This is a genomic window from Kitasatospora sp. NPDC052868 (assembly GCF_044547105.1).
Taxonomy (GTDB): domain Bacteria; phylum Actinomycetota; class Actinomycetes; order Streptomycetales; family Streptomycetaceae; genus Kitasatospora.
This window is the reverse complement of record NZ_JBITZW010000002.1, coordinates 47,439-73,594: the sequence shown is the minus strand read 5'-3', so window position 1 is coordinate 73,594 and position 26,156 is coordinate 47,439. Positions and strand designations below refer to the sequence as shown.

At 72.7% G+C, this 26,156-nt stretch carries 23 protein-coding genes; 21 read left to right on the top strand and 2 right to left on the bottom strand.

From position 1 onward, the window contains the following. Positions 1 to 4: 4 nt before the first annotated feature. The 12 genes from ACIGZJ_RS03980 to ACIGZJ_RS03925 all read left to right on the top strand — a co-directional run bounded on the left by ACIGZJ_RS03980 (position 5) and on the right by ACIGZJ_RS03925 (position 15,116). Entirely contained in the window at positions 5 to 850 is an 846-nt protein-coding gene (locus ACIGZJ_RS03980) for a glycosyltransferase family 2 protein (RefSeq protein ID WP_392932216.1), read from the top strand. Between the two features lie 190 nt (positions 851 to 1,040). Beyond that, on the top strand, positions 1,041 to 1,982 hold the full coding sequence (locus ACIGZJ_RS03975; RefSeq protein WP_396455800.1) for an ABC transporter permease: 942 nt from the start codon (positions 1,041 to 1,043) through the stop codon (positions 1,980 to 1,982). Continuing rightward, complete coding sequence (locus ACIGZJ_RS03970) at positions 1,975 to 2,784, top strand: ABC transporter ATP-binding protein (RefSeq protein ID WP_396455799.1); 810 nt, start codon at positions 1,975 to 1,977, stop codon at positions 2,782 to 2,784. The genes ACIGZJ_RS03975 and ACIGZJ_RS03970 overlap by 8 nt, the downstream gene beginning before the upstream one ends. Before the next feature lie 399 nt (positions 2,785 to 3,183). Then, positions 3,184 to 4,182: a squalene synthase HpnC gene (gene hpnC, locus ACIGZJ_RS03965; protein ID WP_396456223.1), complete on the top strand. Its 999-nt coding sequence runs from the start codon at positions 3,184 to 3,186 to the stop codon at positions 4,180 to 4,182. 41 nt (positions 4,183 to 4,223) lie between these two features. Next, positions 4,224 to 5,081, top strand: coding sequence for a presqualene diphosphate synthase HpnD (hpnD, locus tag ACIGZJ_RS03960; RefSeq protein WP_396456222.1), 858 nt, complete (start codon positions 4,224 to 4,226; stop codon positions 5,079 to 5,081). A gap of 148 nt (positions 5,082 to 5,229) precedes the next feature. Then, the gene (gene hpnE, locus ACIGZJ_RS03955) at positions 5,230 to 6,663 is read left to right on the top strand and encodes a hydroxysqualene dehydroxylase HpnE (RefSeq protein WP_396455798.1); all 1,434 of its coding nucleotides are present in this window, start codon (positions 5,230 to 5,232) and stop codon (positions 6,661 to 6,663) included. 128 nt (positions 6,664 to 6,791) lie between these two features. Further along, positions 6,792 to 7,880, top strand: coding sequence for a polyprenyl synthetase family protein (locus tag ACIGZJ_RS03950; RefSeq protein WP_396455797.1), 1,089 nt, complete (start codon positions 6,792 to 6,794; stop codon positions 7,878 to 7,880). 7 nt (positions 7,881 to 7,887) lie between these two features. Next, positions 7,888 to 10,005 carry a squalene--hopene cyclase gene (gene shc, locus ACIGZJ_RS03945; protein ID WP_396455796.1) on the top strand — a complete coding sequence of 706 codons (2,118 nt, stop codon included), beginning with the start codon at positions 7,888 to 7,890 and terminating at the stop codon, positions 10,003 to 10,005. Continuing rightward, positions 10,002 to 10,688, top strand: a complete 687-nt coding sequence (locus tag ACIGZJ_RS03940; RefSeq protein WP_396455795.1) for a 1-hydroxy-2-methyl-2-butenyl 4-diphosphate reductase — start codon at positions 10,002 to 10,004, stop codon at positions 10,686 to 10,688. The genes shc and ACIGZJ_RS03940 overlap by 4 nt, the downstream gene beginning before the upstream one ends. A gap of 2 nt (positions 10,689 to 10,690) precedes the next feature. Then, positions 10,691 to 11,716: an adenosyl-hopene transferase HpnH gene (hpnH, locus tag ACIGZJ_RS03935; RefSeq protein WP_396455794.1), complete on the top strand. Its 1,026-nt coding sequence runs from the start codon at positions 10,691 to 10,693 to the stop codon at positions 11,714 to 11,716. A 93-nt stretch (positions 11,717 to 11,809) separates the two neighbouring features. After that, the gene (dxs, locus tag ACIGZJ_RS03930) at positions 11,810 to 13,720 is read left to right on the top strand and encodes a 1-deoxy-D-xylulose-5-phosphate synthase (RefSeq protein ID WP_396455793.1); all 1,911 of its coding nucleotides are present in this window, start codon (positions 11,810 to 11,812) and stop codon (positions 13,718 to 13,720) included. Further along, positions 13,710 to 15,116, top strand: coding sequence for an aspartate aminotransferase family protein (locus ACIGZJ_RS03925; RefSeq protein ID WP_396455792.1), 1,407 nt, complete (start codon positions 13,710 to 13,712; stop codon positions 15,114 to 15,116). Before dxs ends, ACIGZJ_RS03925 begins: the two co-directional genes overlap by 11 nt. 98 nt (positions 15,117 to 15,214) lie before the next feature. On the opposite strand, the gene ACIGZJ_RS03920 is transcribed toward ACIGZJ_RS03925, so the two are convergent. Then, positions 15,215 to 15,487 carry a DUF6343 family protein gene (locus tag ACIGZJ_RS03920; protein WP_396455791.1) on the bottom strand — a complete coding sequence of 91 codons (273 nt, stop codon included), beginning with the start codon at positions 15,485 to 15,487 and terminating at the stop codon, positions 15,215 to 15,217. 73 nt (positions 15,488 to 15,560) lie between these two features. On the opposite strand from ACIGZJ_RS03920, the gene ACIGZJ_RS03915 reads away from it, so the two are divergent. After that, complete coding sequence (locus tag ACIGZJ_RS03915) at positions 15,561 to 15,749, top strand: I78 family peptidase inhibitor (protein WP_387946169.1); 189 nt, start codon at positions 15,561 to 15,563, stop codon at positions 15,747 to 15,749. A 244-nt stretch (positions 15,750 to 15,993) separates the two neighbouring features. Here ACIGZJ_RS03915 and fabG read toward each other — a convergent pair whose 3' ends face one another. Then, positions 15,994 to 16,761 carry a 3-oxoacyl-ACP reductase FabG gene (gene fabG / locus ACIGZJ_RS03910; protein ID WP_396455790.1) on the bottom strand — a complete coding sequence of 256 codons (768 nt, stop codon included), beginning with the start codon at positions 16,759 to 16,761 and terminating at the stop codon, positions 15,994 to 15,996. A 358-nt stretch (positions 16,762 to 17,119) separates the two neighbouring features. Between fabG and ACIGZJ_RS03905 the strand changes: the two genes are divergently transcribed. The 8 genes from ACIGZJ_RS03905 (at position 17,120) to ACIGZJ_RS03870 (ending at position 26,055) form a co-directional block, all read left to right on the top strand. Continuing rightward, complete coding sequence (locus ACIGZJ_RS03905; protein WP_392931124.1) at positions 17,120 to 18,016, top strand: MarR family winged helix-turn-helix transcriptional regulator; 897 nt, start codon at positions 17,120 to 17,122, stop codon at positions 18,014 to 18,016. A gap of 842 nt (positions 18,017 to 18,858) precedes the next feature. Beyond that, positions 18,859 to 20,631 carry an ABC transporter transmembrane domain-containing protein gene (locus ACIGZJ_RS03900; RefSeq protein ID WP_396455789.1) on the top strand — a complete coding sequence of 591 codons (1,773 nt, stop codon included), beginning with the start codon at positions 18,859 to 18,861 and terminating at the stop codon, positions 20,629 to 20,631. Between the two features lie 79 nt (positions 20,632 to 20,710). Continuing rightward, positions 20,711 to 22,483 carry an ABC transporter ATP-binding protein gene (locus tag ACIGZJ_RS03895; RefSeq protein WP_396455788.1) on the top strand — a complete coding sequence of 591 codons (1,773 nt, stop codon included), beginning with the start codon at positions 20,711 to 20,713 and terminating at the stop codon, positions 22,481 to 22,483. A 131-nt stretch (positions 22,484 to 22,614) separates the two neighbouring features. After that, positions 22,615 to 22,860 (top strand): LapA family protein, encoded by a 246-nt coding sequence (locus ACIGZJ_RS03890; protein ID WP_392931118.1) that lies wholly within the window; start codon positions 22,615 to 22,617, stop codon positions 22,858 to 22,860. 47 nt (positions 22,861 to 22,907) lie between these two features. Further along, positions 22,908 to 23,636, top strand: a complete 729-nt coding sequence (locus ACIGZJ_RS03885) for an amino acid ABC transporter ATP-binding protein (protein WP_396456221.1) — start codon at positions 22,908 to 22,910, stop codon at positions 23,634 to 23,636. A gap of 7 nt (positions 23,637 to 23,643) precedes the next feature. Further along, complete coding sequence (locus ACIGZJ_RS03880) at positions 23,644 to 24,531, top strand: glutamate ABC transporter substrate-binding protein (protein ID WP_396455787.1); 888 nt, start codon at positions 23,644 to 23,646, stop codon at positions 24,529 to 24,531. Positions 24,532 to 24,544: 13 nt separating this feature from the next. Beyond that, positions 24,545 to 25,189: an amino acid ABC transporter permease gene (locus ACIGZJ_RS03875; RefSeq protein ID WP_396455786.1), complete on the top strand. Its 645-nt coding sequence runs from the start codon at positions 24,545 to 24,547 to the stop codon at positions 25,187 to 25,189. After that, entirely contained in the window at positions 25,186 to 26,055 is an 870-nt protein-coding gene (locus ACIGZJ_RS03870; protein WP_396455785.1) for an amino acid ABC transporter permease, read from the top strand. Before ACIGZJ_RS03875 ends, ACIGZJ_RS03870 begins: the two co-directional genes overlap by 4 nt. Positions 26,056 to 26,156: the final 101 nt, after the last annotated feature.

Sequence of the window (26,156 nt, the reverse complement as noted above, 5' to 3'; positions counted from 1 at the left end):
CACCATGGGCAACCGCCCGGCCGAGCTGAACGCCCTGATCGAGTCCGTCCGCGCCCAGGAGGGCCCGGCCGTCGAACTGGCCGTGGTCGGCAACGGCGCCCCGCTGCCGCCGCTCCCGGCGGACGTGCGCGGCGTCGAGCTGCCGGAGAACCTCGGCATCCCCGGCGGGCGCAACGTCGGCATCGAGCTGTTCGGCAAGGACGGCCGGGACGTCGACGCCGTCCTCTTCCTGGACGACGACGGCCGGCTGCCGGGCACCGACTCGGCCCGGCTGCTGCGCGAGGCCTTCGCCGCCGACCCGGAGCTGGGCATCGTCAGCTTCCGGATCGCCGACCCCGACACCGGCGTCACCCAGCGCCGGCACGTCCCCCGGCTGCGCGCCAGCGACCCGCTGCGCTCCTCCCGGGTGACCACCTTCCTGGGCGGCGCCAGCGCCGTGCGCTGCACGGTGTTCGAGCAGGCCGGCCAGCTGCCCGCCGAGTTCTTCTACGCGCACGAGGAGACCGACCTCGCCTGGCGCGCGCTGGATGCCGGCTGGGCCATCGACTACCGGGCGGACGTGGTGCTGCACCACCCGACCACGTCCCCCGCGCGGCACGCCTCGTACTTCCACAACGTGGCCCGGAACAGGGTTTGGCTCGCAAGGCGGAACCTTCCGGCCCTGTTGGTGCCTCTCTATCTGGGAACCTGGTTTCTGCTGACCCTGGCCCGCCGCCCCTCCCCGGAGGCGCTGAAGGCCTGGTGGGGCGGGTTCCGGGCGGGCTGGCGCGAACCCTGCGGTACGCGGCGGCCCATGCGATGGCGTACCGTTTGGCGACTGACCAGGCTGGGCCGACCGCCGGTCATCTGACCGTATGGTCGGGCGGCTATGCGGTGATTTGAACCGCGCGGTTCAAACGTCGTACGGTCGTCCGATCGCAGCGGCCGGTGACCACACACCGGCCGGACTCCCCCGTGATCCGAGTGGATCCCCCTCGGCGCAAGGCCGGCGGACCCCCGCCGACCGGCCGCCCCGACCCGATCCCGCGCGAAGGACGAATGTGTCGACAGTGAGTGAACCCGTCAGCCTCTCAGCCCCGAGGGGGGCGGACGCGGGCCTGACCCCCAAGCAGCTTGCGGACAAGTACGGTCTGGCGGTCAGCGGCAGACGACCGGGCCTCGTCTCCTACTCCAAGCAGCTGTGGGCCCGCCGGCACTTCATCTGGGCTTTCGCCACCGCCCGCCTGGTGGCCCAGTACACCGACGCCAAGCTCGGCCAGCTCTGGCAGGTCGTGACCCCGCTGCTGAACTGCGCGGTGTTCTACCTGGTCTTCGGTGTGATCCTGAAGAGCAAGGACGGCTTCCCGGACGGCACCTACACCGCGTGGCTGTGCATCGGTGTCTTCGTCTTCCAGTTCACCCAGAACGCGGTGCAGTCCGGCACCCGGGCGATCTCCGACAACCTCGGGCTGATCCGCGCGCTGCACTTCCCCCGGGCCTCGCTGCCGATCGCCTTCACGGTGATCCAGCTCCAGCAGCTGCTGATCTCGATGGTCGTGCTGGTCGGTGTCGTGCTGGCCAGCGGTATCGAGCCGGGCCGGACCTGGCTCGCGGTGGTCCCGGCGCTGCTCCTGCAGTCGCTGTTCAACACCGGTGTGGCCCTGGTGATGGCGCGGGTCGGTGCCAAGACCAGCGACATCTCCCAGCTGATCCCGTTCGCGATGCGCGCCTGGATGTTCCTCTCCGGCGTGATGTTCAGCATCCAGGACAAGATCAGCACCTGGCCGGAGTTTTGGCAGAAGGTGATGCAGTTCAACCCGGCCTCGGTCTACATGGACCTGGTCCGGCACGCCTTCGCGCCGGTCATCTACAACAAGCACGTCCCCCAGCACCAGGAGTTCCCGCCGCACCAGTGGACGTACGGCATCGCCTGGGCGGTCGGGATGTTCGTCATCGGATACGTCTTCTTCTGGAAGGCCGAGGAGGAGTACGGCCGTGGCTGACACCGACCTGCGAAAGGGCCTGACCGTGCAGGACGCCGACGTCGCCCGCGAGCCCACCGTCGTCGTCGACGACGTGCACATCGTCTACCGGGTGCACGGCGCCGGCTCCGGGAAGGGCAGCGCCACCTCCGCCGTCAGCCGCATCCTCAGCCGCAAGCGCTCCGCGGGCGTCCGCGAGGTGCACGCGGTGCGCGGGATCAGCTTCACCGCGTACAAGGGCGAGGCGATCGGTCTGATCGGCTCCAACGGCTCCGGCAAGTCGACCATGCTGGCCGCCATCGCGGGCCTGCTGCCGACCGAGAAGGGCGGCATCTACACCAACGGCCAGCCCTCGCTGCTGGGCGTCAACGCGGCGCTGATGAACGAGCTCACCGGCGAGCGCAACGTCGTCCTCGGCTGCCTGGCGATGGGGATGACCCCGGCCCAGGTACGCGAGCGCTACCAGGAGATCGTCGAGTTCTCGGGCATCAACGACAAGGGCGACTTCATCTCCCTGCCGATGCGCACCTACTCCTCCGGGATGGGCGCCCGCCTGCGGTTCTCCATCGCGGCCGCGAAGACCCACGACGTGCTGCTGATCGACGAGGCGCTGGCCACCGGCGACCAGGCGTTCCAGCAGCGCAGCAAGAAGCGGATCGACGAGCTGCGCGGGTCCGCCGGTACGGTCTTCCTGGTCAGCCACGACAACAGCTCGATCCGCGAGGTCTGCGAGCGGACCATCTGGATCGAGGCCGGCGAGCTGGTGATGGACGGCCCGACCGAGGAGGTCGTGAGCCGCTACGAGCGCGGCGAGCGCCCGTAGCGCGAACAGGCCCGTACCGAGGGGCCGGCGCCGGGGGAATCCGCCCGGCACCGGCCCCTCGTCGTGCGTCCAGCACTTTGCAAAGTGCCCGGGGGCACCGTCACGCCCCCGTGGCACCCCCTCGGGGCACTTTGCAAAGTTTCCAACTGTTTGCAAAGTGTCCTGCCCGGGCTGCCGCGGCCGGGCGGGCGTGCGCCCCCCGGCGAGCGGGGGTGCCCGGTCGGCCGTCGGCTGTGCGGGTGAGCGCCCCGTGCGCCGGGCGGGGCGCCCTTCTCGGGCGAGCCCGGTGGTGTCAGGCTGTATGCGGGGGAGTGGTGTGCCGGGCGGGGCGGCCGAATCGGACGCGTGTCCGAGTGGGGTCGGCGGCTCGGAGCGGTGTAGAACGGGGGAGTGACAGCAGTGTCGGCTTCGGCCCAGCCCAGTAGTGAGTCAGCAGACCGTTCGGCGGATGGGACGCTGCACAAGGCGGACGCGGAGAACTTCCCGGTCGCCCCGTTCTTCCTGCCCGCCGCCTGGCGCGGCGACCTGATGGCGGTCTACGGCTTCGCCCGGCTGGTGGACGACTCCGGCGACGGCGACCTCGCCGACCCGGCCGGCACCGCCCGCCTGCTCGGCGTCGAGACGGCGCCCCCGACGCCCCCGGCGCCCGCCGCCACCCCTTCGGCCCAGCCGGGCCCGCCCGGTCCGGCGGAGGTCGCGTTCCGGCTCGCGCTGCTCGACCGGCTGGAACAGGACCTCGACCGCGTCTTCGAGTCGGCCCTGCACCCCGCCGCCGCCGAGGCCCCCCGCCACCCGCTGATGCGCTCCCTCGTCCCGCTGGTCGACCGGCACGGGCTGACCCCGGAGCCGTTCCGCCGACTGATCGAGGCCAACCGGGTGGACCAGACCACCACCCGGTACGCCAGCTACGAGGACCTGATCGGCTACTGCACGCTCTCCGCCGACCCGGTCGGCCGCCTGGTGCTGTCCATCGCCGGCGTCTCCACCCCGGAGCGGATCGAGCTCTCCGACGCCGTCTGCAGCGCCCTCCAGGTGGTGGAACACCTCCAGGACGTCGCCGAGGACCTGGCCTGCGGCCGGATCTACCTCCCGGCCGAGGACCTCGCCCGCTTCGGCGTCACCGAGGAGGACCTCGCCGCCCCCGTCGCCGGCGCCGCCGTGCGCGAGCTGGTCGCCTTCGAGGTCGCCCGGGCCCGCACCCTGCTCGACCGGGGTGCGCCACTGGTAGGTACGGTTCGGGGGAGGCTTCGACTGCTCCTGGCGGGATTCACCGCAGGCGGCTACGCGGCCCTGGCGGCCATCGAGGCCGCCGGGTACGACGTGCTCGCCCAGCAGACGAAGCCTGACAAGCGCCGCCTCGCAGCGAAGGCGGCGGCCATCTTCGCGAAGGGAAGGTGAACGCCCGAGTGGCGGCATCACCACTGGCGTCGGCGCAGGTCATGGCGGCGTACCGGTACTGCGAGGCAGTGACCGGCCTGCAGGCCCGCAACTTCAGCTACGGCATCCGTCTGCTGCCCGAGCCGAAGCGGCTGGCCATGTCGGCCCTGTACGCCCTGGCCCGCCGGGTCGACGACATCGGCGACGGCGAGCTCCCCGCCGACCGCAAGGCCGAGGCCCTGCTGCGCACCCGCGAACTCCTCGACGAGATCCGCAGGGGCGTGGTCGCCGAGGACGACACCGACCCGATCAAGGTCGCCCTGGCGGACACCGCCCGGCGCTTCCCGATCCCGCTCGGCGGCTTCGACGAGCTGATCGACGGCGTCGAGATGGACCTCAAGGGCGCCGAGTACCAGACGTACGAGGAGCTCAAGGTCTACTGCCGCTGCGTGGCGGGCGCGATCGGCCGCCTCTCACTCGGCGTCTACGGCTGCGAGGACCCGGAGCGCGGAGCGCAGTACGCCGACACCCTGGGCCTGGCGCTGCAGCTCACCAACATCCTGCGCGACCTGCGCGAGGACGCCCTGAACGGCCGCACCTACCTGCCCACCGAGGACCTGGTCCGATTCGGCTGCGAGCAGGGCTTCGCGCTGCCCAGGCCGCCGGTCGGCGCGGACTTCACCGGACTGGTCTCCTTCGAGGCCGCCCGCGCGCAGGCCGCCTTCGAGGAGGGCCTGCGGCTGCTGCCGATGCTCGACCGGCGCAGCCGGGCCTGCACCGCGGCGATGGCCGGCATCTACCACCGGCTGCTCGGCCGGATCGCCGCCGACCCGGAGTCGGTCCTGCGCGGCCGGGTCTCGCTGCCGGGCTGGGAGAAGGCGTATGTCGCGCTTTCCGGGCTCGCCGGGGGGCGTTCTTGATTCTCGCCGCAGTTCTGTCACGCTGTGTCAGCGGGGAATCACTGATGCGTGGGGCCGTGTCGACCACGTCGGTGGGGACCACGACCCTGCCGACCACGAGTGCGCCGGCCCCGAGCGGGCCGGGCGCCGGATGCGAGGGGGAGGGCCGATGACCGGGCGAGCCGATGCCGCGCGCCCGGCCGCCGTCGTGGTCGGCGGCGGCCTGGCCGGGATCACCGCCGCGCTGCGGCTGGCCGAGGCCGACCACCGGGTCACCCTGGTCGAGGGCCGCCCGCGACTGGGCGGGCTGGCCTTCTCCTTCCAGCGCGGCGAGCTGACCGTCGACAACGGCCAGCACGTCTACCTGCGCTGCTGCACCGCCTACCGGGGCCTGATCGAGCGGCTCGGCGCGAACCGCCTGGTCCACCTCCAGGACCGGCTGGACGTCCCCGTGCTCGGCGTCTCCGGGCCCTCGGGCGCCCCCGTGCGCACCCTGGGCCGGCTGCGCCGGGCCGCCCTGCCCGTCCCGCTGCACCTGGCCGGCAGCCTGGCCCGCTACCCGCACCTGGGCCCGGCCGACCGGGCCCGGGTGGTGCGCGGCGCCCTCGCCCTGCAGGGCCTGGACCTCGCCGACCCGGCGCTGGACGCCGTCTCCTTCGGTGACTGGCTGCGCCGCAACGGCCAGAACGAGCGGACCCTCGCCGCCATGTGGGACCTCGTCGGGGTCGCCACCCTGAACGCCCGGGCCGACCAGGTCTCGCTGGCGCTGGCCGCGATGGTCTTCAAGACCGGACTGCTCTCCGACCCGGGCGCCTCCGACATCGGGATGGCCGCCGTCCCGCTCGGCGCGATCCACCACGACGCCGCGCTCGCCGAGCTGGAGCGGGCCGGCGTCAAGGTACGGCTGCGGGCCCGGGCGGCGGAGCTCAAGCCCGGCGCGCCGCAGCACGCCGTCCGCCTGGAGGGCGGCGAGCTGCTCGGCGCCGACACCGTGGTGCTGGCCGGCGCCCAGGACGCCGCCGCCGCGCTGCTGCCGCCCGACGCTGTCGACGGACAGCACCGGCTCACGGAGTTCGGCACCGCGCCGATCCTCAACGTCCACGTGGTCTACGACCGCAAGGTGCTGCGCCGCCCGTTCTTCGCCGCACTCGGCTCGCCGGTGCAGTGGGTCTTCGACCGCACCGGGCACTCCGGGCTGGCCGGGACGGACCTCGGCCGGTCCCACCCCGGCGCCCAGTACCTGGCGCTGTCCCAGTCCGCCGTGGAGAGCGAGATCGAACTCCCGGTCGCCGAGCTGCGCCGCCGCTACCTGCCGGAGCTGGCCCGCCTGCTCCCGGCCGCCGGCGGCGCCGAGGTGCTGGACTTCTTCGTCACCCGCGAGCGCACCGCCACCTTCGACCCGGCCCCCGGCTCGGCCGCGCTGCGCCCGCAGGCCCGTACGAAGGTCCCCGGCCTGCTGCTGGCCGGCTCGTGGACCGCCACCGGCTGGCCCGCGACCATGGAGGGCGCCGTGCGCAGCGGCCACGCCGCCGCCGACGCCGCCCTCGCCGGCCTCGGCACCCGCCGTCCGGTGGACCGGGGCGACGGGAGGTGGCCCAGGTGACGCCGGGCCCCGCCGCCGGTGACCCCGGCGACCCAGCGAGATCCGGTGGCCGCGCCGCCGGCCCCATCGATAGCGCAACCGCCCGGCCGCCGAGCGCGGCCCGGCACCACCAGGGAGAGGGAACGTACGTGGAGTCACGCACCGGCACTGCCGTCGGAGGCACGGCACACGCCGAACCGGTCTCGGTGCCGGAGCTGCTCGCCCGTAGCCGCGCGCTCTGCACCCCGCCGCTGAAGGCCACCGTCGCCCGTTTGGCGGCACCGATGGACACCGTCGCCGCCTACCACTTCGGCTGGATCGACCGGGACGGCACGCCGTCCGCGGGGGACGGCGGCAAGGCCGTCCGGCCCGCCCTGGCGCTGCTCTCCGCCCAGGTGACGGGGGCCCCGGCGGAGGCCGGTGTGCCGGGTGGGGTCTCCGTTGAACTGGTGCACAACTTCTCGCTGCTCCATGATGATCTGATGGACGGTGACGAGACCAGACGCCACCGGGCCACCGCCTGGACGGTCTTCGGTCCGGCCCAGGCGATCCTGGTCGGCGACGCCCTGGCGACGCTCGGCACGGAGGTGCTGCTCGACGCTGCCGTGACCGGTGGCGCGAGCCCCGTCGACGCCGCGCGGGCCGTCCGTCTGCTCACCACCGCCACCCGGCGCCTCATCGACGGCCAGGCCATGGACGTCGCCTTCGAACAGCGCGACACCGTGACGGTCGCCGAATGCCTGGAGATGGAGGGCGGCAAGACCGGCGCGCTGCTCGCCGCCGCCTCGGCGGTCGGCGCCGTGCTAACCGGCGCCGACGACCGGGTGTCCGACGCCCTCCAGCGCTACGGCCACCACCTCGGCCTGGCCTTCCAGGCGGTCGACGACCTGCTCGGCATCTGGGGTGCCACCGAGGTCACCGGCAAGCCGCACTGGGGGGACCTGCGCCAGCGCAAGAAGTCCCTGCCGGTCGCCGCGGCGCTCGCCGAGGGCGGCGCGGCCTCGCGCCGGCTCGCCGACCAGCTGGCCGACCCGAAGGGGCGCGGCGAGGAGGGCGAGCCCGAGCTCGCCGCCCGCGCCGCCCTGATCGAGGACGCCGGCGGCCGGGCCTGGACCCAGGAGGAGGCCCGCCGCCAGCACAGGACTGCCCTCGCCGCCCTGGACGAGGTGCCCATGCCCGACGGGGTGCGCGAGCACTTCGTCGCACTCGCCGAGTTCGTGGTGGTACGAGAGAGGTGACGTTACGTTGACAGCAACCGCGGACGGCCGGCTCGACCCTGAGTACGATTCCGAGCCGGTCGCGGTGGGCGACCGCCCCCCGGCCCTGCCGAGTGCCGGGCGGTGGCAGCCCGAAGGGTCCGAACCGCTCCGGCCAGACGGCCGGGACCAACAGCAGTCCGGGCCCGCCTCCGCCGAGGAGGCGCTGGCCCGCGCCACCACCCACCTGCTCTCGCTGCAGAGTTCGGAGGGCTGGTGGAAGGGTGACCTGGAGACCAACGTCACCATGGACGCCGAGGACCTCCTGCTGCGGCAGTTCCTCGGGATCCGAACGGAGGAGCAGACCAAGGCCACCGCCGAGTGGATCCGCTCCCAGCAGCGCGAGGACGGCACCTGGTCCACCTTCCACGGCGGACCGCCCGAGCTGTCCACCACCGTCGAGGCGTACGTCGCCCTCAAGCTCGCGGGCGACGACCCGGGCGCCCCGCACATGCTCGCCGCCGCGCGCTACGTACGGTCCGCCGGCGGGATCGCGGCCGCCCGGGTGTTCACCCGGATCTGGCTCGCGCTCTTCGGCTGGTGGCCCTGGGCGCGGTTGCCCGAGATGCCGCCGGAGATCATCTTCCTGCCCAAGTGGCTCCCGCTGAACATCTACGCCTTCGGCTGCTGGGCCCGGCAGACCATCGTGCCGCTGACCGTCGTCTCGTCCCACCGCCCCGTCCGCCCCGCGCCCTTCCCGCTGACCGAGCTGCACACCGACCCGGAGAACCCCTTCCCCGAGCGCCCGCTCGCGCCGGCCACCACCTGGGACGGCATCTTCGAGCGCCTCGACAAGGTGCTGCACGCCTACCACCGCCGCGCGCTGCGCCCGCTGCGCCGGCTGGCCGTCTCCCAGGCCTGCCGCTGGATCATCGAACGGCAGGAGGCGGACGGCTGCTGGGGCGGCATCCAGCCCCCCGCCGTCTACTCGCTGATCGCCCTGCACCTGGAGGGCTACGAGCTGGAGCACCCGGTCGTGCAGGCCGGGCTGACCGCCTTCGACCGCTTCACCGTGCACACCGAGGACGGCCGGCGCTGGCTGGAGGCCTGCCAGTCCCCGGTCTGGGACACCTGCCTGGCCACCATCGCGCTGGTCGACGCCGGTCTGCCGGCCGACCACCCGGCGCTGGTCTCCGCCGTCGACTGGATGCTGGGCGAGGAGATCACCCGGCGCGGCGACTGGTCCGTCCAGCGCCCCTCGCTCGCCCCCGGCGGCTGGGCCTTCGAGTTCGAGAACGACACCTACCCCGACATCGACGACACCGCCGAGGTGGTGCTCGCACTGCGCCGGGTCGCCCACCCCGACCCGGCCAAGGTGGCCGGCGCGGTCGACCGGGGCGTCGGCTGGAACCTCGGGATGCAGTCCAAGAACGGCGCCTGGGGCGCGTTCGACGTCGACAACACCAGCACCCTGCCGAACAAGCTGCCGTTCTGCGACTTCGGCGAGGTGGTCGACCCGCCGTCCGCCGACGTCACCGCCCACGTGGTGGAGATGCTCGCCGAGGTCGGCAAGGGCGGGGACCCGCGGACCAGGCGGGGCGTGGAGTGGCTGCTGCGCAACCAGGAGGCCGACGGCTCCTGGTTCGGCCGCTGGGGCACCAACTACATCTACGGCACCGGCTCGGTGCTGCCCGCCCTGGTCGCGGCCGGGGTCCCGGAGGGGCATCCGGCGATCCGCCGCGCCGTCCGCTGGCTGGAGGACCGGCAGAACGCCGACGGCGGCTGGGGCGAGGACATGCGCTCCTACGAGGACCCGGCCCGCTGGGCCGGGCGCGGTGACTCCACCGCCTCGCAGACCGCCTGGGCGCTGATGGCGCTGCTCTCGGTCGGCGAGGGCCCGGACGGCCGGGCCAACCCGGCCGTCGAGGGCGGCGTCGACTGGCTGGTCCGCACCCAGCTGCCGGAGGGCACCTGGGACGAACCACAGTTCACCGGCACCGGCTTCCCCTGGGACTTCTCCATCAACTACCACCTCTACCGACTGGTCTTCCCGGTCACCGCGCTCGGCCGCTACCTGCACGGCAGCCCCGCCACCGGCCGGGACACCGCCCCCGGCGCCAAGGGCACCCCTGCCACCGGCACCCCGGCGATCGGGGCGGCCCGGTGACCACCGCCCCGCTCCTGGTGCTCTGCGCGCTGGGCCCCGAGGTCTGGGCCCTGCGCGGCGGGGACTGGCGCGGCCCGGTCGGCGGCCCCCCGGTGCTGGTCCGCACCGGGGTGGGCCGGCGGCGGGCCGCACACACCGTCAGACGGCTGCTCGGTTCGGCCCCCGGAGGCTACGGCGCCGTCGTGGTGGCCGGCTTCGGGGCCGCCGTGGCGCCGGGCATGGCCCCCGGCGACGTGATCGTCGCCAACGGGGTGCGCGATGCCGAAGGCCACCTCTTCGCGATCGACTCCGGTCCGGACCTCACCCGGGCGCTCAAGGTGCGCGGCCTGACCGTCCACACCGGAGTGCACCACACCGCCGACCACGTGGTGCGCGGCCTGGAGCGGCGCGCACTGCACCTGCAGGGCGCGCTGGCCGTCGACATGGAGGCCGCGGCCGTGCTGGCGACCCTGAAGGAGCTGCGCCCGGCGCTGCCCGCGGCCGTCCTGCGGGTGGTCGTCGACACCCCGGAGCGGGAGCTGTTCCGCCCCGGCACCCTGCCCGCCGGCGTCCGCGCCTGGCGGACCCTGCGGGCGACCGTGCCCGCCCTGGTCGCCTGGTACCAGGAGAGCCGCCCGGCGGATCCGCGGCCGGACACCATCCACCACCCCACACCCTCGACGCTCCCCCAGGAGGCGAGCTAGCCATGGCCATGCCGTTGCGCCAAACCGTGCGGGTCGGCACCTACCTCATGCAGCAGAAGCTCAAGCGGCGGGACAAGTTCCCGCTGATCGTCGAGCTGGAACCGCTGTTCGCCTGCAACCTCGCCTGCGAGGGGTGCGGCAAGATCCAGCACCCGGCCGGGGTGCTGAAGCAGCGGATGCCGGTGGCACAGGCGGTCGGCGCGGTACTGGAGTCGGGCGCCCCGATGGTCTCGATCGCGGGCGGCGAACCGCTGATGCACCCGCAGATCGACGAGATCGTGCGGCAGCTGGTCGAGCGCCGCAAGTACGTCTTCCTCTGCACCAACGCGCTGCTGCTGCGCAAGAAGCTGGACAAGTTCAAGCCCTCGCCGTACTTCACCTTCACCGTGCACATCGACGGGCTGCGCGAACGGCACGACGAGTCGGTCGCCAAGGAGGGCACCTTCGACGAGGCGGTGGCGGCGATCAAGGAGGCCCAGCGGCGGGGCTTCCGGGTCACCACCAACAGCACCTTCTTCAACACCGACACCCCGCAGACCATCATCGACGTGCTGGACTACCTCAACGACGACCTGAAGGTCGAGGAGATGATGATCTCCCCGGCGTTCGCCTACGAGAAGGCCCCCGACCAGGAGCACTTCCTCGGCGTCGAACAGACCAGGGAGCTGTTCCGCAAGACCTTCGCCGGCGGCAACCGGCGGCGCTGGCGGCTCAACCACAGCCCGCTCTTCCTGGACTTCCTGGAGGGCAAGGTCGACTTCGAGTGCACCGCCTGGGGCATCCCCAACTACTCGCTGTTCGGCTGGCAGCGCCCCTGCTACCTGATGTCCGACGGCTACGTCCCCACCTACCGCGAACTGATCGAGAAGACCGACTGGGACAAGTACGGCCGCGGCAAGGACCCGCGCTGCGCCAACTGCATGGCGCACTGCGGCTACGAGCCGACCGCCGTCCTCGCCACCATGGGCTCGCTCAAGGAGTCGCTGCGCGCCGTCACCGAGACGATCAGCTCCAACCGCGGCCACTGACCGCACCGCGCCCGGCACGGGAGGCGTCTCCCGTGCCGGGCGACCCCGCCACAGGGGGGGCCATCGCACTGCTCCGAGTCGTGAGGTGAACGCATGTCACTGCTCTCCAGCGTCAAGTCCCCGGCCGACCTGCGGAAGATTCCGGCCGCCGACCTCCCGCTCCTCGCCGAGGAGATCCGCGGCTTCCTGATCGACGCCGTCACCAGGACCGGCGGCCACCTCGGCCCGAACCTCGGCGTGGTCGAACTGACCATCGCACTGCACCGGGTGTTCGACTCCCCCTATGACCGCATCGTCTGGGACACCGGCCACCAGAGCTACGTCCACAAACTGCTCACCGGTCGCCAGGACTTCTCGAAACTGCGGGTCAGAGGCGGCCTCTCCGGCTATCCCTCGCGCGCCGAGTCCGAACACGACCTGGTCGAGAACTCGCACGCCTCGACCGCGCTGTCCTACGCCGACGGGCTCGCCAAGGCCGCCCAGCTGCTCGGCCAGCACGACCGGCAGACCGTCGCGGTGATCGGCGACGGCGCGCTCACCGGCGGCCTCGCCTGGGAGGCCCTCAACAACATCGCCGAGGCCCGCGAACGCCCCCTGGTCATCGTCGTCAACGACAACGAGCGCTCCTACGCCAGGACCGTCGGCGGCCTCGCCAACCACCTCGCCACGCTGCGCACCACCCAGGGCTACGAGCGGTTCCTCGCCCTCGGCAAGGGGGCCCTGCAGCGCACCCCGCTGGTCGGCCAGCCGATCTTCGACGCACTGCACGGCGCCAAGAAGGGCTTCAAGGACGCCTTCGCCCCGCAGGGCATGTTCGAGGACCTCGGGCTGAAGTACCTCGGCCCCATCGACGGCCACGACCTCGCCGCCGTCGAGCAGGCGCTGCGCCAGGCGCGCGGCTTCGGCGGCCCGGTCATCGTGCACTGCCTGACCGTCAAGGGCCGCGGCTACCGGCCGGCCGAGCAGGACGAGGCGGACCGCTTCCACGCCGTCGGCCCGATCGACCCGTACACCTGCCTGCCCATCTCGCCCAGCGGCGGGGTCTCCTGGACCTCGGTGTTCGGCGAGGAGATGGTGGCGCTCGGCGCCGACCGGCCGGACGTGGTCGCGATCACCGCCGCCATGCTCCAACCGGTCGGGCTCGCCAAGTTCGCCAAGGCCTACCCGGAGCGGACCTTCGACGTCGGCATCGCCGAGCAGCACGCCGTGACCAGTGCGGCCGGGCTGGCCACCGGCGGACTGCACCCGGTGGTCGCGGTCTACGCGACCTTCCTGAACCGGGCCTTCGACCAGGTCCTGATGGACGTCGCCCTGCACCGCCTGGGCGTCACCTTCGTGCTGGACCGCTCCGGGGTGACCGGGCCGGACGGCGCCTCGCACAACGGCATGTGGGACATGTCGATCCTGCAGGTCGTCCCGGGCCTGCGGCTGGCCGCCCCGCGCGACGCGGACCAGCTCCGCGCCCAGCTGCGCGAGGCCGTCGACGTGCCGGACGCGCCCACCGTGGTGCGCTTCCCCAAGGCGGACATCGGGCCCGCCGTCCCGGCCGTCGAGCGGATCGGCGGGGTGGACGTGCTGCTGCGCACCGGGGAGCTGCCGGAGGTCCTGCTGGTCGCCGTCGGCACCACCGCCGCCGCCTGCCTGGACGCGGCCGCGCTGCTGCTCGCCGAGGGGTTCACCGCGACCGTGGTCGACCCGCGCTGGGTCAAGCCGGTGGACGCGGCGCTGCCCGCGCTGGCCGCCGGGCACCGGCTGGTCGTCACCGTGGAGGACAACGGCCGCACCGGCGGGGTCGGCGCGGCGATCGCCCAGGCGCTGCGCGACGCCGGGGTGGACGTCCCGCTGCGGGTCCTCGGGCTTCCGCAGGAGTTCCTGGGCCACGGCTCCCGGGGAGAGATCCTGGAGGAGACCGGCCTCACCGGGACGGGGGTCGCCGCCCAGACCGCGGTCTTCGCCAAGCACCTGCTGCCGACCCGAGGAGTGAACCAGCGCCATGCCGGCTGAACCCGACAGCACCGAAGCCCGCTTCGACCTCGCCGCCCTGATCGCCGAACGGGGCTCCGAGCGTTACGAGTTGCACAGCCGCTACCTCAATCCGCAGCTGCCGCGGATGCTGCACACCATCGGCTTCGACCGGTACTACGAGCGCGCCGAGGGCCCGTACTTCTACGACGCCGAGGGGCACGAGTACCTCGACATGCTGGCCGGGTTCGGCATCTTCGCACTCGGCCGCCACCACCCGGTGGTGCGGTCGGCGATCCAGCAGGTGATGGACCTCGACCTGCCCGACCTCGTCCGCTTCGACTGCTCCCCGCTGCCCGGCCTGCTGGCCGAGCGGCTGCTCTCCTACGCGCCCGGACTGGACCGGGTGTTCTTCGGGAACAGCGGGACGGAGGCGGTCGAGACGGCGCTCAAGTTCGCCCGGTACGCGACGGGGCGCAGGCGGATCCTCTACGCCGACCACGCCTTCCACGGGCTGACCACCGGGTCGCTCTCGGTCAACGGCGAGAGCGGGTTCCGCAAGGGGTTCGACCCGCTGCTGCCGGACACCGCCATCCCGCTGGGCGATCTCGGCGCGCTGGCCAAGGAGTTGAAGAAGGGCGATGTCGCGGCGCTGATCGTGGAGCCGATCCAGGGCAAGGGCGTGCAGGCCGCCCCGCCCGGCTGGCTGCGCGCGGCGCAGGAGCTGCTGCACGACCACAAGGCGCTGCTGATCTGCGACGAGGTGCAGACCGGCATCGGGCGCACCGGGGAGTTCTTCGCCTACCAGCACGAGGAGGGCGTGCTGCCCGACCTGGTCTGCGCGGCCAAGGCGCTCTCCGGCGGCTACGTGCCGGTCGGGGCGACCCTCGGCAAGGGCTGGATCTTCGAGAAGGTGTACTCCTCGATGGACCGGGTGCTGGTCCACTCGGCCAGCTTCGGCGCCAACGCCCAGGCGATGGCGGCGGGGCTGGCGACCCTGGAGGTGCTGCGGGACGAGAAGGTGGTGGAGAACGCCCGCCGGATCGGGGACCTGTTCCGGGAGCGGCTGGCCGCGCTGGTCGACGGGTACGAGCTGCTGGCCGAGGTCCGCGGCAGCGGCCTGATGATCGGCATCGAGTTCGGCCGGCCGCGCTCGCTGAAGCTGCGGACCGGCTGGACGGCGCTCCAGGCGGCCCGCAAGGGGCTGTTCGCGCAGATGGTGGTGGTGCCGCTGCTGCAGCGGCACCGGATCCTCACCCAGGTGTCCGGGGACCACCTGGAGGTGATCAAACTGATTCCCCCGCTGATCATCACCGAGCGGGACGTGGACCGGTTCATGGACGCCTTCGTCGACGTCATGGACGACGCGCACCGGGGGAGCGGTCTGATGTGGGACTTCGGACGGACCCTGGTCAAGCAGGCGGTCGGCAACCGCTGAGCCCCGCCGTGGTGCGGGTGGGTGCCTCAGGCCGTGTCCGGTGCGGGCGGGGTGGGAGGCCGGCGGGGCCGGTTTCCCACCCCGTGGGAGACGCCGCGTCAGAGCTCGGTCCGGCGGCGGCGGATGACGACCACGAGATCGACCACGGCGAACAGGGTGAGAATGCCGCAGGCCACCGCGAAACCGGTGAGGGTGCCCCGGCTGGGGGCGCCGTTCTCGGGGGCGGCGGCGGCCCAGATCGCGAACGCCGCGGTGGCGATCGCGAACAGCGGCGTGAAGGTGAGCGACAGCAGATAGCGCAGCTTCAGGTCGCTGCGGGCGGTGGCGGGCTCGGTGCCGCTGCGCCAGCGCCTCGGAGTGGTGGTGCGCACGGGTGTCCACCTCCCGCCCGTGGGGTGCGGTCTACGATTCCAGCGTACGTCCGGGCGACCAGTTGGAGGGGCGATGACGGACGCCGACGCTGAGGGCTACGCGGGGCTTCGGGTGGAGCGGGCCGAGGAGCTGGCCCGTCGGCACGGCTGGGCCTCGGTGCGGGTGCTGCCGCCCGGGGCGGCGATGACCATGGACTACCGGGAGGGGCGGCTCAACCTCGCCGTGCGCGACGGGGTGGTGCAGCGCAGCTGGGAGGGGTGAGCGGGCCGCGGCCGGATGCGTGGTGGTGGCGGGGGCGGCGCCGTTCCGGGGGGAATTCCCATTCGCCGGGGAAATGCCATGGCGGTCGGAAGTCGGCTGGTCAGGGGTGGTTTTCCGATATCCGGCGGTCGAATTTTCCGGTGGTTCCCGAATGCCGATCCGGTGGGGTGGGGAAAGCGGACGGAGTGGGAAGTCGGCCGGGCCGGCTTCCCACTCCGTGGTAACCCTGGGTAGGGCGCGGGGCTCAGTCGAGCGGGCCGCCGGCGACGTAGATGACCTGGCCGGACACGAAGCCGGCGCCCTCGCCGGCCAGGAACGAGATGGTGTTCGCGATGTCCTCGGGCACCCCGACCCGCTGCACCGGGATCTGCGAGGCGGCGGCGAGCTTGAAGTCCTCGAAGTCCATGCCGACCCGGGCGGCGGTGGCGGCCGTCATGTCGGTGGCGATGAACCCCGGTGCGACTGCGTTGGCGGTGATGCCGAACTTGCCCAGCTCGATGGCGAGGGTCTTGGTGAAGCCCTGCAGACCGGCCTTGGCGGCGGAGTAGTTGGCCTGGCCGCGGTTGCCCTGGGCGGAGGAGGACGACAGGTTGACCACTCGGCCGAAGCCGGCGTCCACCATGTGCTTCTGGACCGCGCGGGTCATCAGGAAGGCGCCGCGCAGGTGAACGTTCATGACCGTGTCCCAGTCGGACTCGGACATCTTGAAGAGCAGGTTGTCGCGCAGTACGCCCGCGTTGTTGACCAGGACGACCGGGGCGCCGAGTTCGGCCGCGATCCGGTCCACGGCAGCCTGGACCTGTCCGGCGTCGGAGACGTCGGCGCCGACCGCGAGGGCCCGGCCGCCGGCCGCGGTGATCTGCTCGACGGTGCCCTGCCCGGCCGCCTCGTCCAGGTCGACCACGGCGACGGCGTAGCCGTCGGCGGCGAGGCGCAGGGCGGTGGCGGCGCCGATACCGCGGGCGGCGCCGGTGACGACCGCGACCTTCTGGGCGGTGCTCTGCTCGGTCATGCTCGCTCTCGTCTCTCTCGGAGGGTGGACGGCTGAGGGTGCCATACCCTACCGGCGAGTAGGGTTCGCGGCCAGAGCAGAGAGTCGCAGGTGACCGTGGGTAAGGACCGACCGGTCGGCTTTCTCCTGCGAACGGGTTACCGCCGGTGTGGCACGGCGCGTAAATATGCCAATGTTGCCGAACCTGCGTCTACTATCCGCCCCTGCCTGCCAGCGAGGGCCTGCCGTTTGTATAGTGTCCGCCAGCAGCCACCGGCTGCACGGCTGGAGCGCCCTCCCTCATAGCGGGACGCCCACTCGCCGTTACTGCCCCACCCGGGTGTCCCACACACACCGGGTGTGACATCGGGACGGATACATGGTGCTGGGGGAGATCCCGACGACCCGCGTGTCTGCGCGACTGCAGCAGTCGCCCGGACACCTCATCCGCGTTGCACAGCAGGTTCACACCCGTCTGTGGTCCGAACATGTCGGAGCCGATCTCACGGCTCCGCAGTTCGCCGTACTGCTGGTCCTCGCCCTGGAACCGGGTGCTGACCAGCGGACGGTCGGCGAGCGTGCCTCGCTGGACAAGGCCACGATGGCCGAGATGGTCGCGCGGCTGGTCCGCCGCGGCCTGGTGCTGCGAAGGCGCGATCCGGCCGACGGCCGGCGCAAGCTGCTCGCGCTTTCGCAGAACGGCGCCCAGGCGGTGCGCGAGGCCACCGGCGGAGTGGTCCGCGTGCAGCGCACGCTCTTCGAGCCGCTCACGGCCGAGGAGCAGCTGGAAATCGTTCGCGTGATGGCCAAGATAGCCAGGCTGGAGCCCGCCGCGGTCGCCGTTCTCACCGACGCGCGACCGATGCTGGACGCCCAGCGGGCGATCGGCTACCTGATCAGGGTGAGCCAGCAGGTTCACACCAAGCTCTGGTCGGAGCACGTCGGTTCGGAGCTGACGGCGCCGCAGTACGCGGTGCTCGACGCGCTCGAGCTGGAGCCGGGCGCCGATCAGCGCACGGTGGGCGAGCTCGCCTCGCTGGACAAGGCGACGATGGCCGAGATGGTCAGCCGTCTCGTCCGCCGTGGCCTGGTGCAGCGCCGGCGCGACCCCTCGGACGGGCGGCGCAACCTGCTGTCGCTCTCTCCGGCGGGCCAGGACCTGCTGCACCGCTCGGCTGCGGGCGTGGCCCAGGTCCAGCGGTTGCTGCTCTCTCCGCTGGAGGAGGAGGAACACGAGCAGGCCTTGGCGCTGATTGCCAAGGCAGGCCGGCTGTAGGCTCCGCCTTTCGAGCCCCAGCCAAAACGATTCGCCAACATACCGAAGGCCGTCGACCCGTAAGCGGGAAGGCGGCCTTCGGTGTTGACGCGGCCCAGGGGCGGCTGGACGCGGGCCTGCGGCGGCTGAGGGCGGTGGCGGGCGCGGCGCTGGGCGCCCGGGGCGGACGGCAGGCCGGAGCCGGACCGGGCGGCGAACCGGGTGGTGCCGGGGATCCTGCTCACGGGTGCCCTTCTGTTCGTCCGGTGTGCTCGTCCGGTGTCTTCGTCCGGTCTGTTCGTCCGGACGGCCTGCTCGTCGTCGGTCGGCCGTGCGCCTGGCTGCTGCCCGACCGCCGACCTGATCGTTCAGATCTGTGCTTCTTAAGGGAGTTCTCATGTAGCCAACCGGTGGCGGTCCGGATTTTGTTCCCGGACCGATCGGGATTCTCCGCGGGCCCGTACCGGTGGGCGGGTGGACCGGATCTCCTCCCCGGCGGCGGGGAGCGTGCTCCGGGGGTGCCGTGCTGGTCGGGGGCGGATCCCGCGCCACGGGGGGCGTGTGGGGGGCGTGCGGGCCGGTAAAACCTGTTGCGCAGGTCACATCGGGATTGGCAGGCTCGCTGCCATGACCTCCTGACCAACACCCCGCCAGAGCGGCTGTGACCACACCGGCCGCCTGCCGCGCCACGCCCTCACGCCCGCGCCACCGTGCCCGCGCCACCATGCCCGTGGTGCGACGCCCCGACGCCACCCGACGTCCCGACACCACCCCACGCCGCGCCGCCGTGCCCGAGACCCGGGCCCGCGCGTGCCCGGCGCGTGCACGCGCCACCCGCCCGCACCCTCCCGCAACGGAGCGTCATGCCGCTCAAGACCCTGCCGCTGGCCGATCCCGGCAGCCCGGACCTCTCCTCACCGCTCGCCTTCCTGCGCTGGCTGCAGCGCAGCCAACGGCGCGGCCAGGTGCTCTCCACCTGCTGGGCGCTGCTGGAGATGGGCGGCCAGGCCGCCATGCCGGTACCGCTCGGCCGAGGCGTCCAGGCCGCCGTCGACGGGGACGGCGCCGGCATCTGGCGGGCCGGCGCCGCCGCCCTCGTCCTCGCCGTGCTCTCCGCGGTCGGCAGCGTGATGCTGCACCGCCAGGCGGTGTGGAACTGGATCACCGCCGCCACCCACGTGCGCCAGCTGGTGGCCGGCCAGGCCTCCCGGCTCGGCGCCGGACTCTCCCGCCGGATCGCCACCGGTGAGATCGTCGCCGTCGGCAGCGGGGACGTCGAGAAGATCGGCTGGTACGTCGAGCTGGTCGCCCGGGTCCGCGCCGCGGTGCTCGTCTGGCTGGCCGTCAGCTGCGCCGTCCTGGTGACCCAGCCGGTGCTCGGCCTCGCCGTGCTGCTCGGCGTCCCGGTGCTCGCCGCCGCCGTCTGGCCGCTGCTCGGACCGTTCGAGCGGCGCTACTCCGAGCAGCGCGCGCTCGGCGGCAAGGCCACCGAGCTGGCCGCCGACACCGTGGCCGGGCTGCGGGTGCTGCGCGGCATCGGCGGCGAGGAGCTGTTCCTGGACCGCTACCGGGCCGCCTCCCAGAAGGTCCGCGCCGCCGCCGTCCGCTCGGCCCGGCTCTGGTCGCTGATGCAGGCCCAGCAGGTGCTGCTGCCCGGACTGTTCGTGGTCGGTGTCACCTGGTACGGCGCCCATCTGACGGCCACCGGGCGGATCGGCATCGGCACCCTGGTCGCGGTCTACGGCTCCACCGCGTTCCTGGCCGCGCCGCTGCGCATCCTCGGCGAGGCTGCGCACGCCTGGAGCGTCGCCCGGGTCTCGGCCGGGCGGGCCGTGCGGGTGCTGTCGCTCAACCGGACCGACGGCGCCGCCGAGGCGGAGCTGAACCGGCCCGGGCAGGGAGACCTCTACGACCCGGCCAGCGGGCTGACCGCCCGCGCGGGCCGGCTGACCGCCGTGGTCTGCGGCGACCCGGACTACGCCGGTGCGCTCGCCGAGCGGCTCGGCGGGCACGTCCCGCTGGCCGAGGGAGAGTCGGCGCAGCCCTCCGCCCGGCTCGGCGGCATCGAGCTGGACACCGTCCCGCTGGCCGAGGCCCGCGCCGCGGTGCTGGTCCACGACAAGGAGCCGGTGCTGCTCTCCGGCACCCTGGCGGAGCTGCTGGACGTCCCCGCCTCCGGCCGGGTCGAGGCCGCCGACGCGCTGGCCGCCGCCCGTGCCGAGGACGTCCTGGAGGCCCTGGTGGACGGCTCGCCGGACTGCGGCGGGGATGCCATGCGGGCGCGGATCACCGAGCGCGGCCGCTCGCTCTCCGGCGGCCAGCGCCAACGGCTGGCGCTGGCCCGCTCGCTGCTGGCCGACCCGCCGGTGCTCGTCCTGGACGAGCCGACCAGCGCGGTCGACGCCCACACCGAGTCCCGGATCGCGGCCGGTCTGCGCAAGAGCCGCGAGGGGCGCACCACCGTGGTCTTCGCGACCAGCCCGCTGCTGCTCGACCAGGCCGACCGGGTGGTCCTGGTCCAGGACGGCCGGGTCGCCGCGACCGGCGGCCACCGGGAGCTGATGCGCACCGAGCCCCGCTACCGCGCCGTGGTCACCCGCGACGAGGAGCCGGCCCCGGTCGGGGAGGGCGTGTGAACCCCAGGACCGCCCACCGACCCGCACACGGCACGGAACGCCGGACCGCACACCGACCCGCACCGTCGAGGAGTACGCCATGAAGCCCCCCGTCCACCGGGAGCAGGGGCCGACCACCACCCTGCCGGTCGGCTCCCCGGCCGCCGTGCGGTCCTACCTGGGGCTGCTGGCCCGGCGCCACCGGGCCGGGTTCTCCGCGGTGGTGGCGCTGCACTCGGTGGCCACCGTGGCCGGGCTGGTCGGGCCCTGGGTGCTCGGCACCCTGGTCCAGTCGCTGGCCACGGACACCGCGGAGAGCACCATCGCGGTCGCCGTCGGCTGGTACGTGCTGGCGCTGCTGGTGCAGTCCGCCTTCACCTGGTGGTCCCGGCTGCGCGGCAGCGTCCTCGGCGAGCGGGTGCTCGCCGACCTGCGGGAGGACTTCCTGGTCCGCTCGGTCGCCCTGCCGCCCGGGGTGCTGGAGCGGGCCGGCACCGGGGACCTGGTGTCCCGGGGCACCACCGACATCGACCGGCTCGACAAGTCCGTCCGCGAGGCCGTGCCCGAGCTGGCCGTCGCGGTGGTCTCGCTGCTGCTGGTGCTGGGCGCCCTGGTGGTCACCTCGCCGCTGCTCGCGCTCACCTCGGTGATCGGCCTGCCGCTGCTGCTGGTCAGCTCCCGCTGGTACTTCCGGCGCGCCCCGCAGTCCTACCGGAACGAGTCGGCCGGCTACGCCGCGGTGAACACCGTGCTGGCCGAGACGGTGGACGCCGGGCGGACGGTCGAGACGCTGCGCCTGGGCGACGACCGGATCCGGCTGACCGACCGCAAGCTCGGCGAGTGGCTCGCCTGGGAGCGCTACACGCTCTGGCTGCGCTCGGTCTGGTTCCCGACCATCGACGCGGCCTACACCCTGGCGGTGCTCGGCACCCTGGTGATCGGCGGGCTGTTCACCCTCCGGGGCTGGATCACCGTCGGCGAGCTGACCACCGGCGTGCTGTACGCCCAGGCGCTCACCGGCCCGGTCGACCTGATCCTGCGGTGGTACGACGAGCTGCAGGTCGGCCAGGCCTCGCTGGCCCGGCTGGTGGGGGTACGGGAGGTGCCCGAGCACGAGGGCGACCAGGACATGCACCCGAAGGGGCGCCAGGTCGAGGCCAAGGACGTCCGGTTCGGCTACCGGGAGGGCTCCGACGTCCTGCACGGCATCAGCCTGGACGTCGCCCCCGGCAGCCGGGTCGCGCTGGTCGGGCCGTCCGGGGCGGGCAAGTCCACCCTCGGCCGGCTGCTGGCCGGGATCTACGCGCCCGGCCGGGGCACCGTGACGCTGGGCGGGGCGGCGCTGTCGCAGATGCCGGCCGAGCGGGTCCGGGCCCAGGTCGCGCTGGTCAACCAGGAGCACCACGTATTCGTCGGCACCCTGCGGGACAACCTGCGGCTGGCCGCGCCGGACGCGGACGACACCGAGCTGCGCAGCGCGCTGGACGCGGTGGACGCCGGCGAGTGGGTGGACGCGCTGGCGGAGGGCCTGGACACCGAGGTCGGCTCGGGCGGCGCCGTGCTGACCCCGCCGCAGGCGCAGCAGCTGGCGCTGGCCCGGCTGGTGCTGGCCGACCCGCACACCCTGGTGCTGGACGAGGCCACCTCGCTGCTGGACCCGAGGGCCGCCCGGCACCTGGAGCGTTCGCTCTCCCGGGTGCTGGAGGGCCGGACGGTGATCGCCATCGCGCACCGGCTGCACACCGCGCACGACGCGGACGTGATCGCCGTGGTCGAGGGCGGGCGGATCAGCGAGTACGGCAGCCACCCCGAGCTGGTGGCGGCCGGGGGCCCGTACGCGGCGCTGTGGCGCTCCTGGCGGGACGAACGGTAGGCGGGCGGCCAGACCGGTGGGGCGGGCGGCGGCCCCGCGCGGGAAACCCGTGCGGGGCCGTGTTGCCCCGTGCGGGTTACTCCCGGGCGCGTAACCGGACATAGCGGTCGGTAGGCCCGCAGACTGCGCGTGTGACCAAGATTTCAGACGGATCGTCCGGTTCGAAGCGCAGCGAGATCGGGGGAATCCCCACCCGGTACATCGGGATCGGCGTCATCGTCGTCCTCGCAGTGTGGTTCCTGTTCGCCAACCTCGAAAAGGTGAAGATCCAGTTCTGGGTGTTCACGGTGACCGCGCCGCTCTGGATCGCGCTGCTGGCCACCCTGGTCGCCGGGGGCGCGCTGGGCTGGCTGCTGAAGGGCCGGAGCGGGAGGTGACCGCCCCTGCCGTCCCGTCCGGCGCCGGGACGTCCGCCTTCACGCCGCTGATCGAGCTGCGCGGCGTGAACAAGCACTTCGGCGAGCTCCACGTGCTGCAGGACATCGAGCTGACGATCGGGCGCGGCGAGGTGGTCGTGGTGATCGGGCCCTCCGGCTCCGGGAAGTCCACCCTCTGCCGGGCGATCAACCGGCTGGAGCCGATCGAGGCCGGCAGCATCGTGATCGACGGCCGGCCGCTGCCCGAGGAGGGCAAGGGGCTGGCCGGTCTGCGGGCGGACGTCGGGATGGTCTTCCAGTCCTTTAACCTGTTCGCGCACAAGACGGTGCTGCAGAACGTCTCGCTGGCGCAGATCAAGGTCCGCGGCCGGTCCAGGGCGGAGGCGGACGCCAAGTCCCGGGCGCTGCTGGACCGGGTGGGGCTCTCCTCGCAGGCCGACAAGTACCCGGCGCAGCTCTCCGGCGGCCAGCAGCAGCGCGTGGCGATCGCGCGGGCGCTGGCGATGGAGCCGAAGGCGCTGCTCTTCGACGAGCCGACCTCGGCCCTCGACCCCGAGATGATCAACGAGGTGCTGGACGTGATGCGCCAGCTCGCCCACGAGGGCATGACGATGGTGGTGGTCACCCACGAGATGGGGTTCGCCCGTGCCTCGGCGAATCGGGTGGTCTTCATGGCCGACGGGCGGATCGTCGAGGACCGCGCCCCCGAGGAGTTCTTCGGCGCCCCCGAGAGCGAGCGCGCCCGGGACTTCCTGTCCAAGATCCTGAAGCACTGAGGCCGCCGTGAAGAGGATCACGACCGCCGCGGTCCTGGTGCTGCTCCTCGCCGGCTGCGGCAAGGACGGCACTCCGCCGCCCAAGGGGCCGCAGCCCAGCGCCCTGCCCAGCTACCAGGTGCGGAGCGGCGCGGAGATCACCGGCTCGCCCACCCTGGACGCCGCGCGCAGCCGCGGCCACCTGGTGGTCGGCGCCAAGGAGGACCAGCCCTACCTCGGGCAGAAGAACCCGGCCACCGGCGAGTACTCCGGCTTCGACATCGAGATCGCCAAGATGGTCGGCGCCGACCTGGGGTTCGCGCCCGACCGGATCGAGTTCAAGACGATCGCCTCGGCCAACCGGGAGACCGCGCTGCAGAACGGCCAGGTGGACTACTACGTCGGTACGTACACCATCAACGACAACCGGAAGAAGCTGGTCGGCTTCGCCGGGCCGTACTACCTGGCGGGCCAGTCGCTGCTGGTGCGCAGGAACGACGACACCATCCACGGGCCCGAGGACCTCAACGGGAAGAAGGTCTGCTCGGCGGCGGGCTCCACACCGGCCCAGCGGATCGAGAAGCAGTATCCGAAGGCCAGGCTGATCACCTACGACACCTACTCGGCCTGCGTGGACAACCTGATCACCGCCCAGGTGGACGCCGTCACCACCGACAACACCATCCTGATGGGCTACGCGGCCAAGGTGCCGGACGAGCTCAAGGTGGTCGGCCCGCTGTTCTCCCAGGAGCCGTACGGGATCGGCACCCCGAAGAACGACACCGTGCTGCGCGGCGCCCTGAACGACGCGCTCGCGCACCACGAGGAGAACGGCGACTGGCGCAGGGCGTACGACGCCACCCTCGGTCTGTCCGGGGTGCCCGCGCCGACCCCGCCGCCGATCGACCGGTACTGAGAGGAGCCGCGCTGTGAAGACGCTGACCGACAACTGGTCGACCTACTGGCACGGCTTCGTCGGGACGCTCTGGCTGTTCCTGGTGAGCGCCGCGCTGTCGCTGGTGCTCGGCGTGCTGATGGCGAGCTTCCGGGTCTCGCCGGTGAGGCCGCTGCGGGTGTTCGGCACCACCTGGGTGACGCTGCTGCGCAACACTCCGCTGACCCTGCTGTTCTTCATCGTGGTGCTGGGCCTGCCGCGGTTCGACATCACGCTGCCGTTCTTCACCTTCGCGGTGCTCGCGCTCGGCTGCTACACCTCGGCGTTCGTCTGCGAGGCGATGCGGTCGGGCGTCAACACCGTGCCCATCGGGCAGGGGGAGGCGGCCCGCAGTCTGGGCATGACCTTCGGCCAGACGATGGGCCTGGTGGTGCTGCCGCAGGCCTACCGGTCGGTGGTGGCGCCGATCGGCAGCGTCATGATCGCGCTGGCCAAGAACACCGCGATCGCGGGCTCCTTCAGCGTGACCGAGCTGCTCGGCTCCTATCGGACCATCAACGAGCTCGGCTACGGCATCGTCTGGACCTTCGTCTGGATCGCCGTCGGCTATCTGATCATCACGCTGGCCATCAGTGCCGTGTTCTCCCTGATGGAACGACGACTGGCGGTGTCGCGATGACGGCGGAATCCTCGGCGCTCTACGACATCCCGGGGCCCAGGGCGCTCGCCCGGCACCGGCTGTACGGCGCGATCGCGCTGGTGGCCATCCTGGGGCTGGTCGGGTGGATCGTCTACATGCTGTTCCACACCGAGCAGTTCACCGCGGAGAAGTGGACGGCCTTCGAGTACAAGGGCGTCCAGGAGCTGCTGCTGCGCGGCCTCGGGAACACGCTGAAGGCCTTCGGCTGGACGGTGCTGTTCGCGCTGCCGTTCGGCGCGCTGTTCGCGGCCGGTCGGCTCTCCGACCACCGGGTGGTGCGCTGGCTCTCCACCCTGGTGGTGGAGTTCTTCCGGGCGATGCCGCTGCTGGTGATGATCTTCTTCATCTTCGTCGCGCTCAAGGTGGAGCCGCTCTGGGCGCTGGTGGCCGGGCTGGTGCTCTACAACGGCTCGGTGCTGGCCGAGGTGTTCCGGGCGGGCGTGCTGGCGGTGCCCAAGGGGCAGAAGGAGGCGGCGTTCGCGCTCGGCATGCGCAAGACGCAGGTGATGGCCTACGTGCTCGTGCCGCAGGCCAACCGGGCGATGCTGCCGGCCATCATCAGCCAGCTGGTGGTGGCACTCAAGGACACCTCGCTGGGGTTCCTGATCACCTACGAGGAGTTCCTGCACGCCGGCAAGCTGATCGCCACCAACCTGGACTACGACCTGCCGTTCATCCCGGTGGTGATGGTGATCACCCCGATCTACATCGGGATGTGTCTGCTGCTCTCCTGGCTGGCCCGGTGGGTCGAGCGCCGCAGCCGGCGCAGCCCGAGCATGCGCGGCGGGGCCCCGGTGGCCAGCGCCGAGGTGTCGATGGGCCTGCCGCCGGCCCCCCGGCAGTGACGGGGCGGACGGGTCGCCGGTAAACCATAGGTGCTGCCGGGGTTATCTCCGAGACCTCCAAAATCTGCTTATGATTACGCCGAACGGGGGCGGCGGACGGA

Excerpts from the sequence above, each read along its gene's own strand:
- hpnH (WP_396455794.1), top strand. The coding sequence starts at position 10,691 with ATGGCCATGCCGTTGCGCCAAACCGTGCGGGTCGGCACCTACCTCATG.
- ACIGZJ_RS03915 (WP_387946169.1), top strand. The coding sequence starts at position 15,561 with ATGACGGACGCCGACGCTGAGGGCTACGCGGGGCTTCGGGTGGAGCGG.
- ACIGZJ_RS03980 (WP_392932216.1), top strand. The coding sequence starts at position 5 with ATGGGCAACCGCCCGGCCGAGCTGAACGCCCTGATCGAGTCCGTCCGC.
- hpnE (WP_396455798.1), top strand. The coding sequence starts at position 5,230 with ATGACCGGGCGAGCCGATGCCGCGCGCCCGGCCGCCGTCGTGGTCGGC.
- dxs (WP_396455793.1), top strand. The coding sequence starts at position 11,810 with ATGTCACTGCTCTCCAGCGTCAAGTCCCCGGCCGACCTGCGGAAGATT.
- ACIGZJ_RS03900 (WP_396455789.1), top strand. The coding sequence starts at position 18,859 with ATGCCGCTCAAGACCCTGCCGCTGGCCGATCCCGGCAGCCCGGACCTC.
- fabG (WP_396455790.1), bottom strand. The coding sequence starts at position 16,761 with ATGACCGAGCAGAGCACCGCCCAGAAGGTCGCGGTCGTCACCGGCGCC.
- ACIGZJ_RS03895 (WP_396455788.1), top strand. The coding sequence starts at position 20,711 with ATGAAGCCCCCCGTCCACCGGGAGCAGGGGCCGACCACCACCCTGCCG.
- ACIGZJ_RS03905 (WP_392931124.1), top strand. The coding sequence starts at position 17,120 with ATGGTGCTGGGGGAGATCCCGACGACCCGCGTGTCTGCGCGACTGCAG.
- hpnD (WP_396456222.1), top strand. The coding sequence starts at position 4,224 with ATGGCGGCGTACCGGTACTGCGAGGCAGTGACCGGCCTGCAGGCCCGC.
- ACIGZJ_RS03925 (WP_396455792.1), top strand. The coding sequence starts at position 13,710 with ATGCCGGCTGAACCCGACAGCACCGAAGCCCGCTTCGACCTCGCCGCC.
- ACIGZJ_RS03870 (WP_396455785.1), top strand. The coding sequence starts at position 25,186 with ATGACGGCGGAATCCTCGGCGCTCTACGACATCCCGGGGCCCAGGGCG.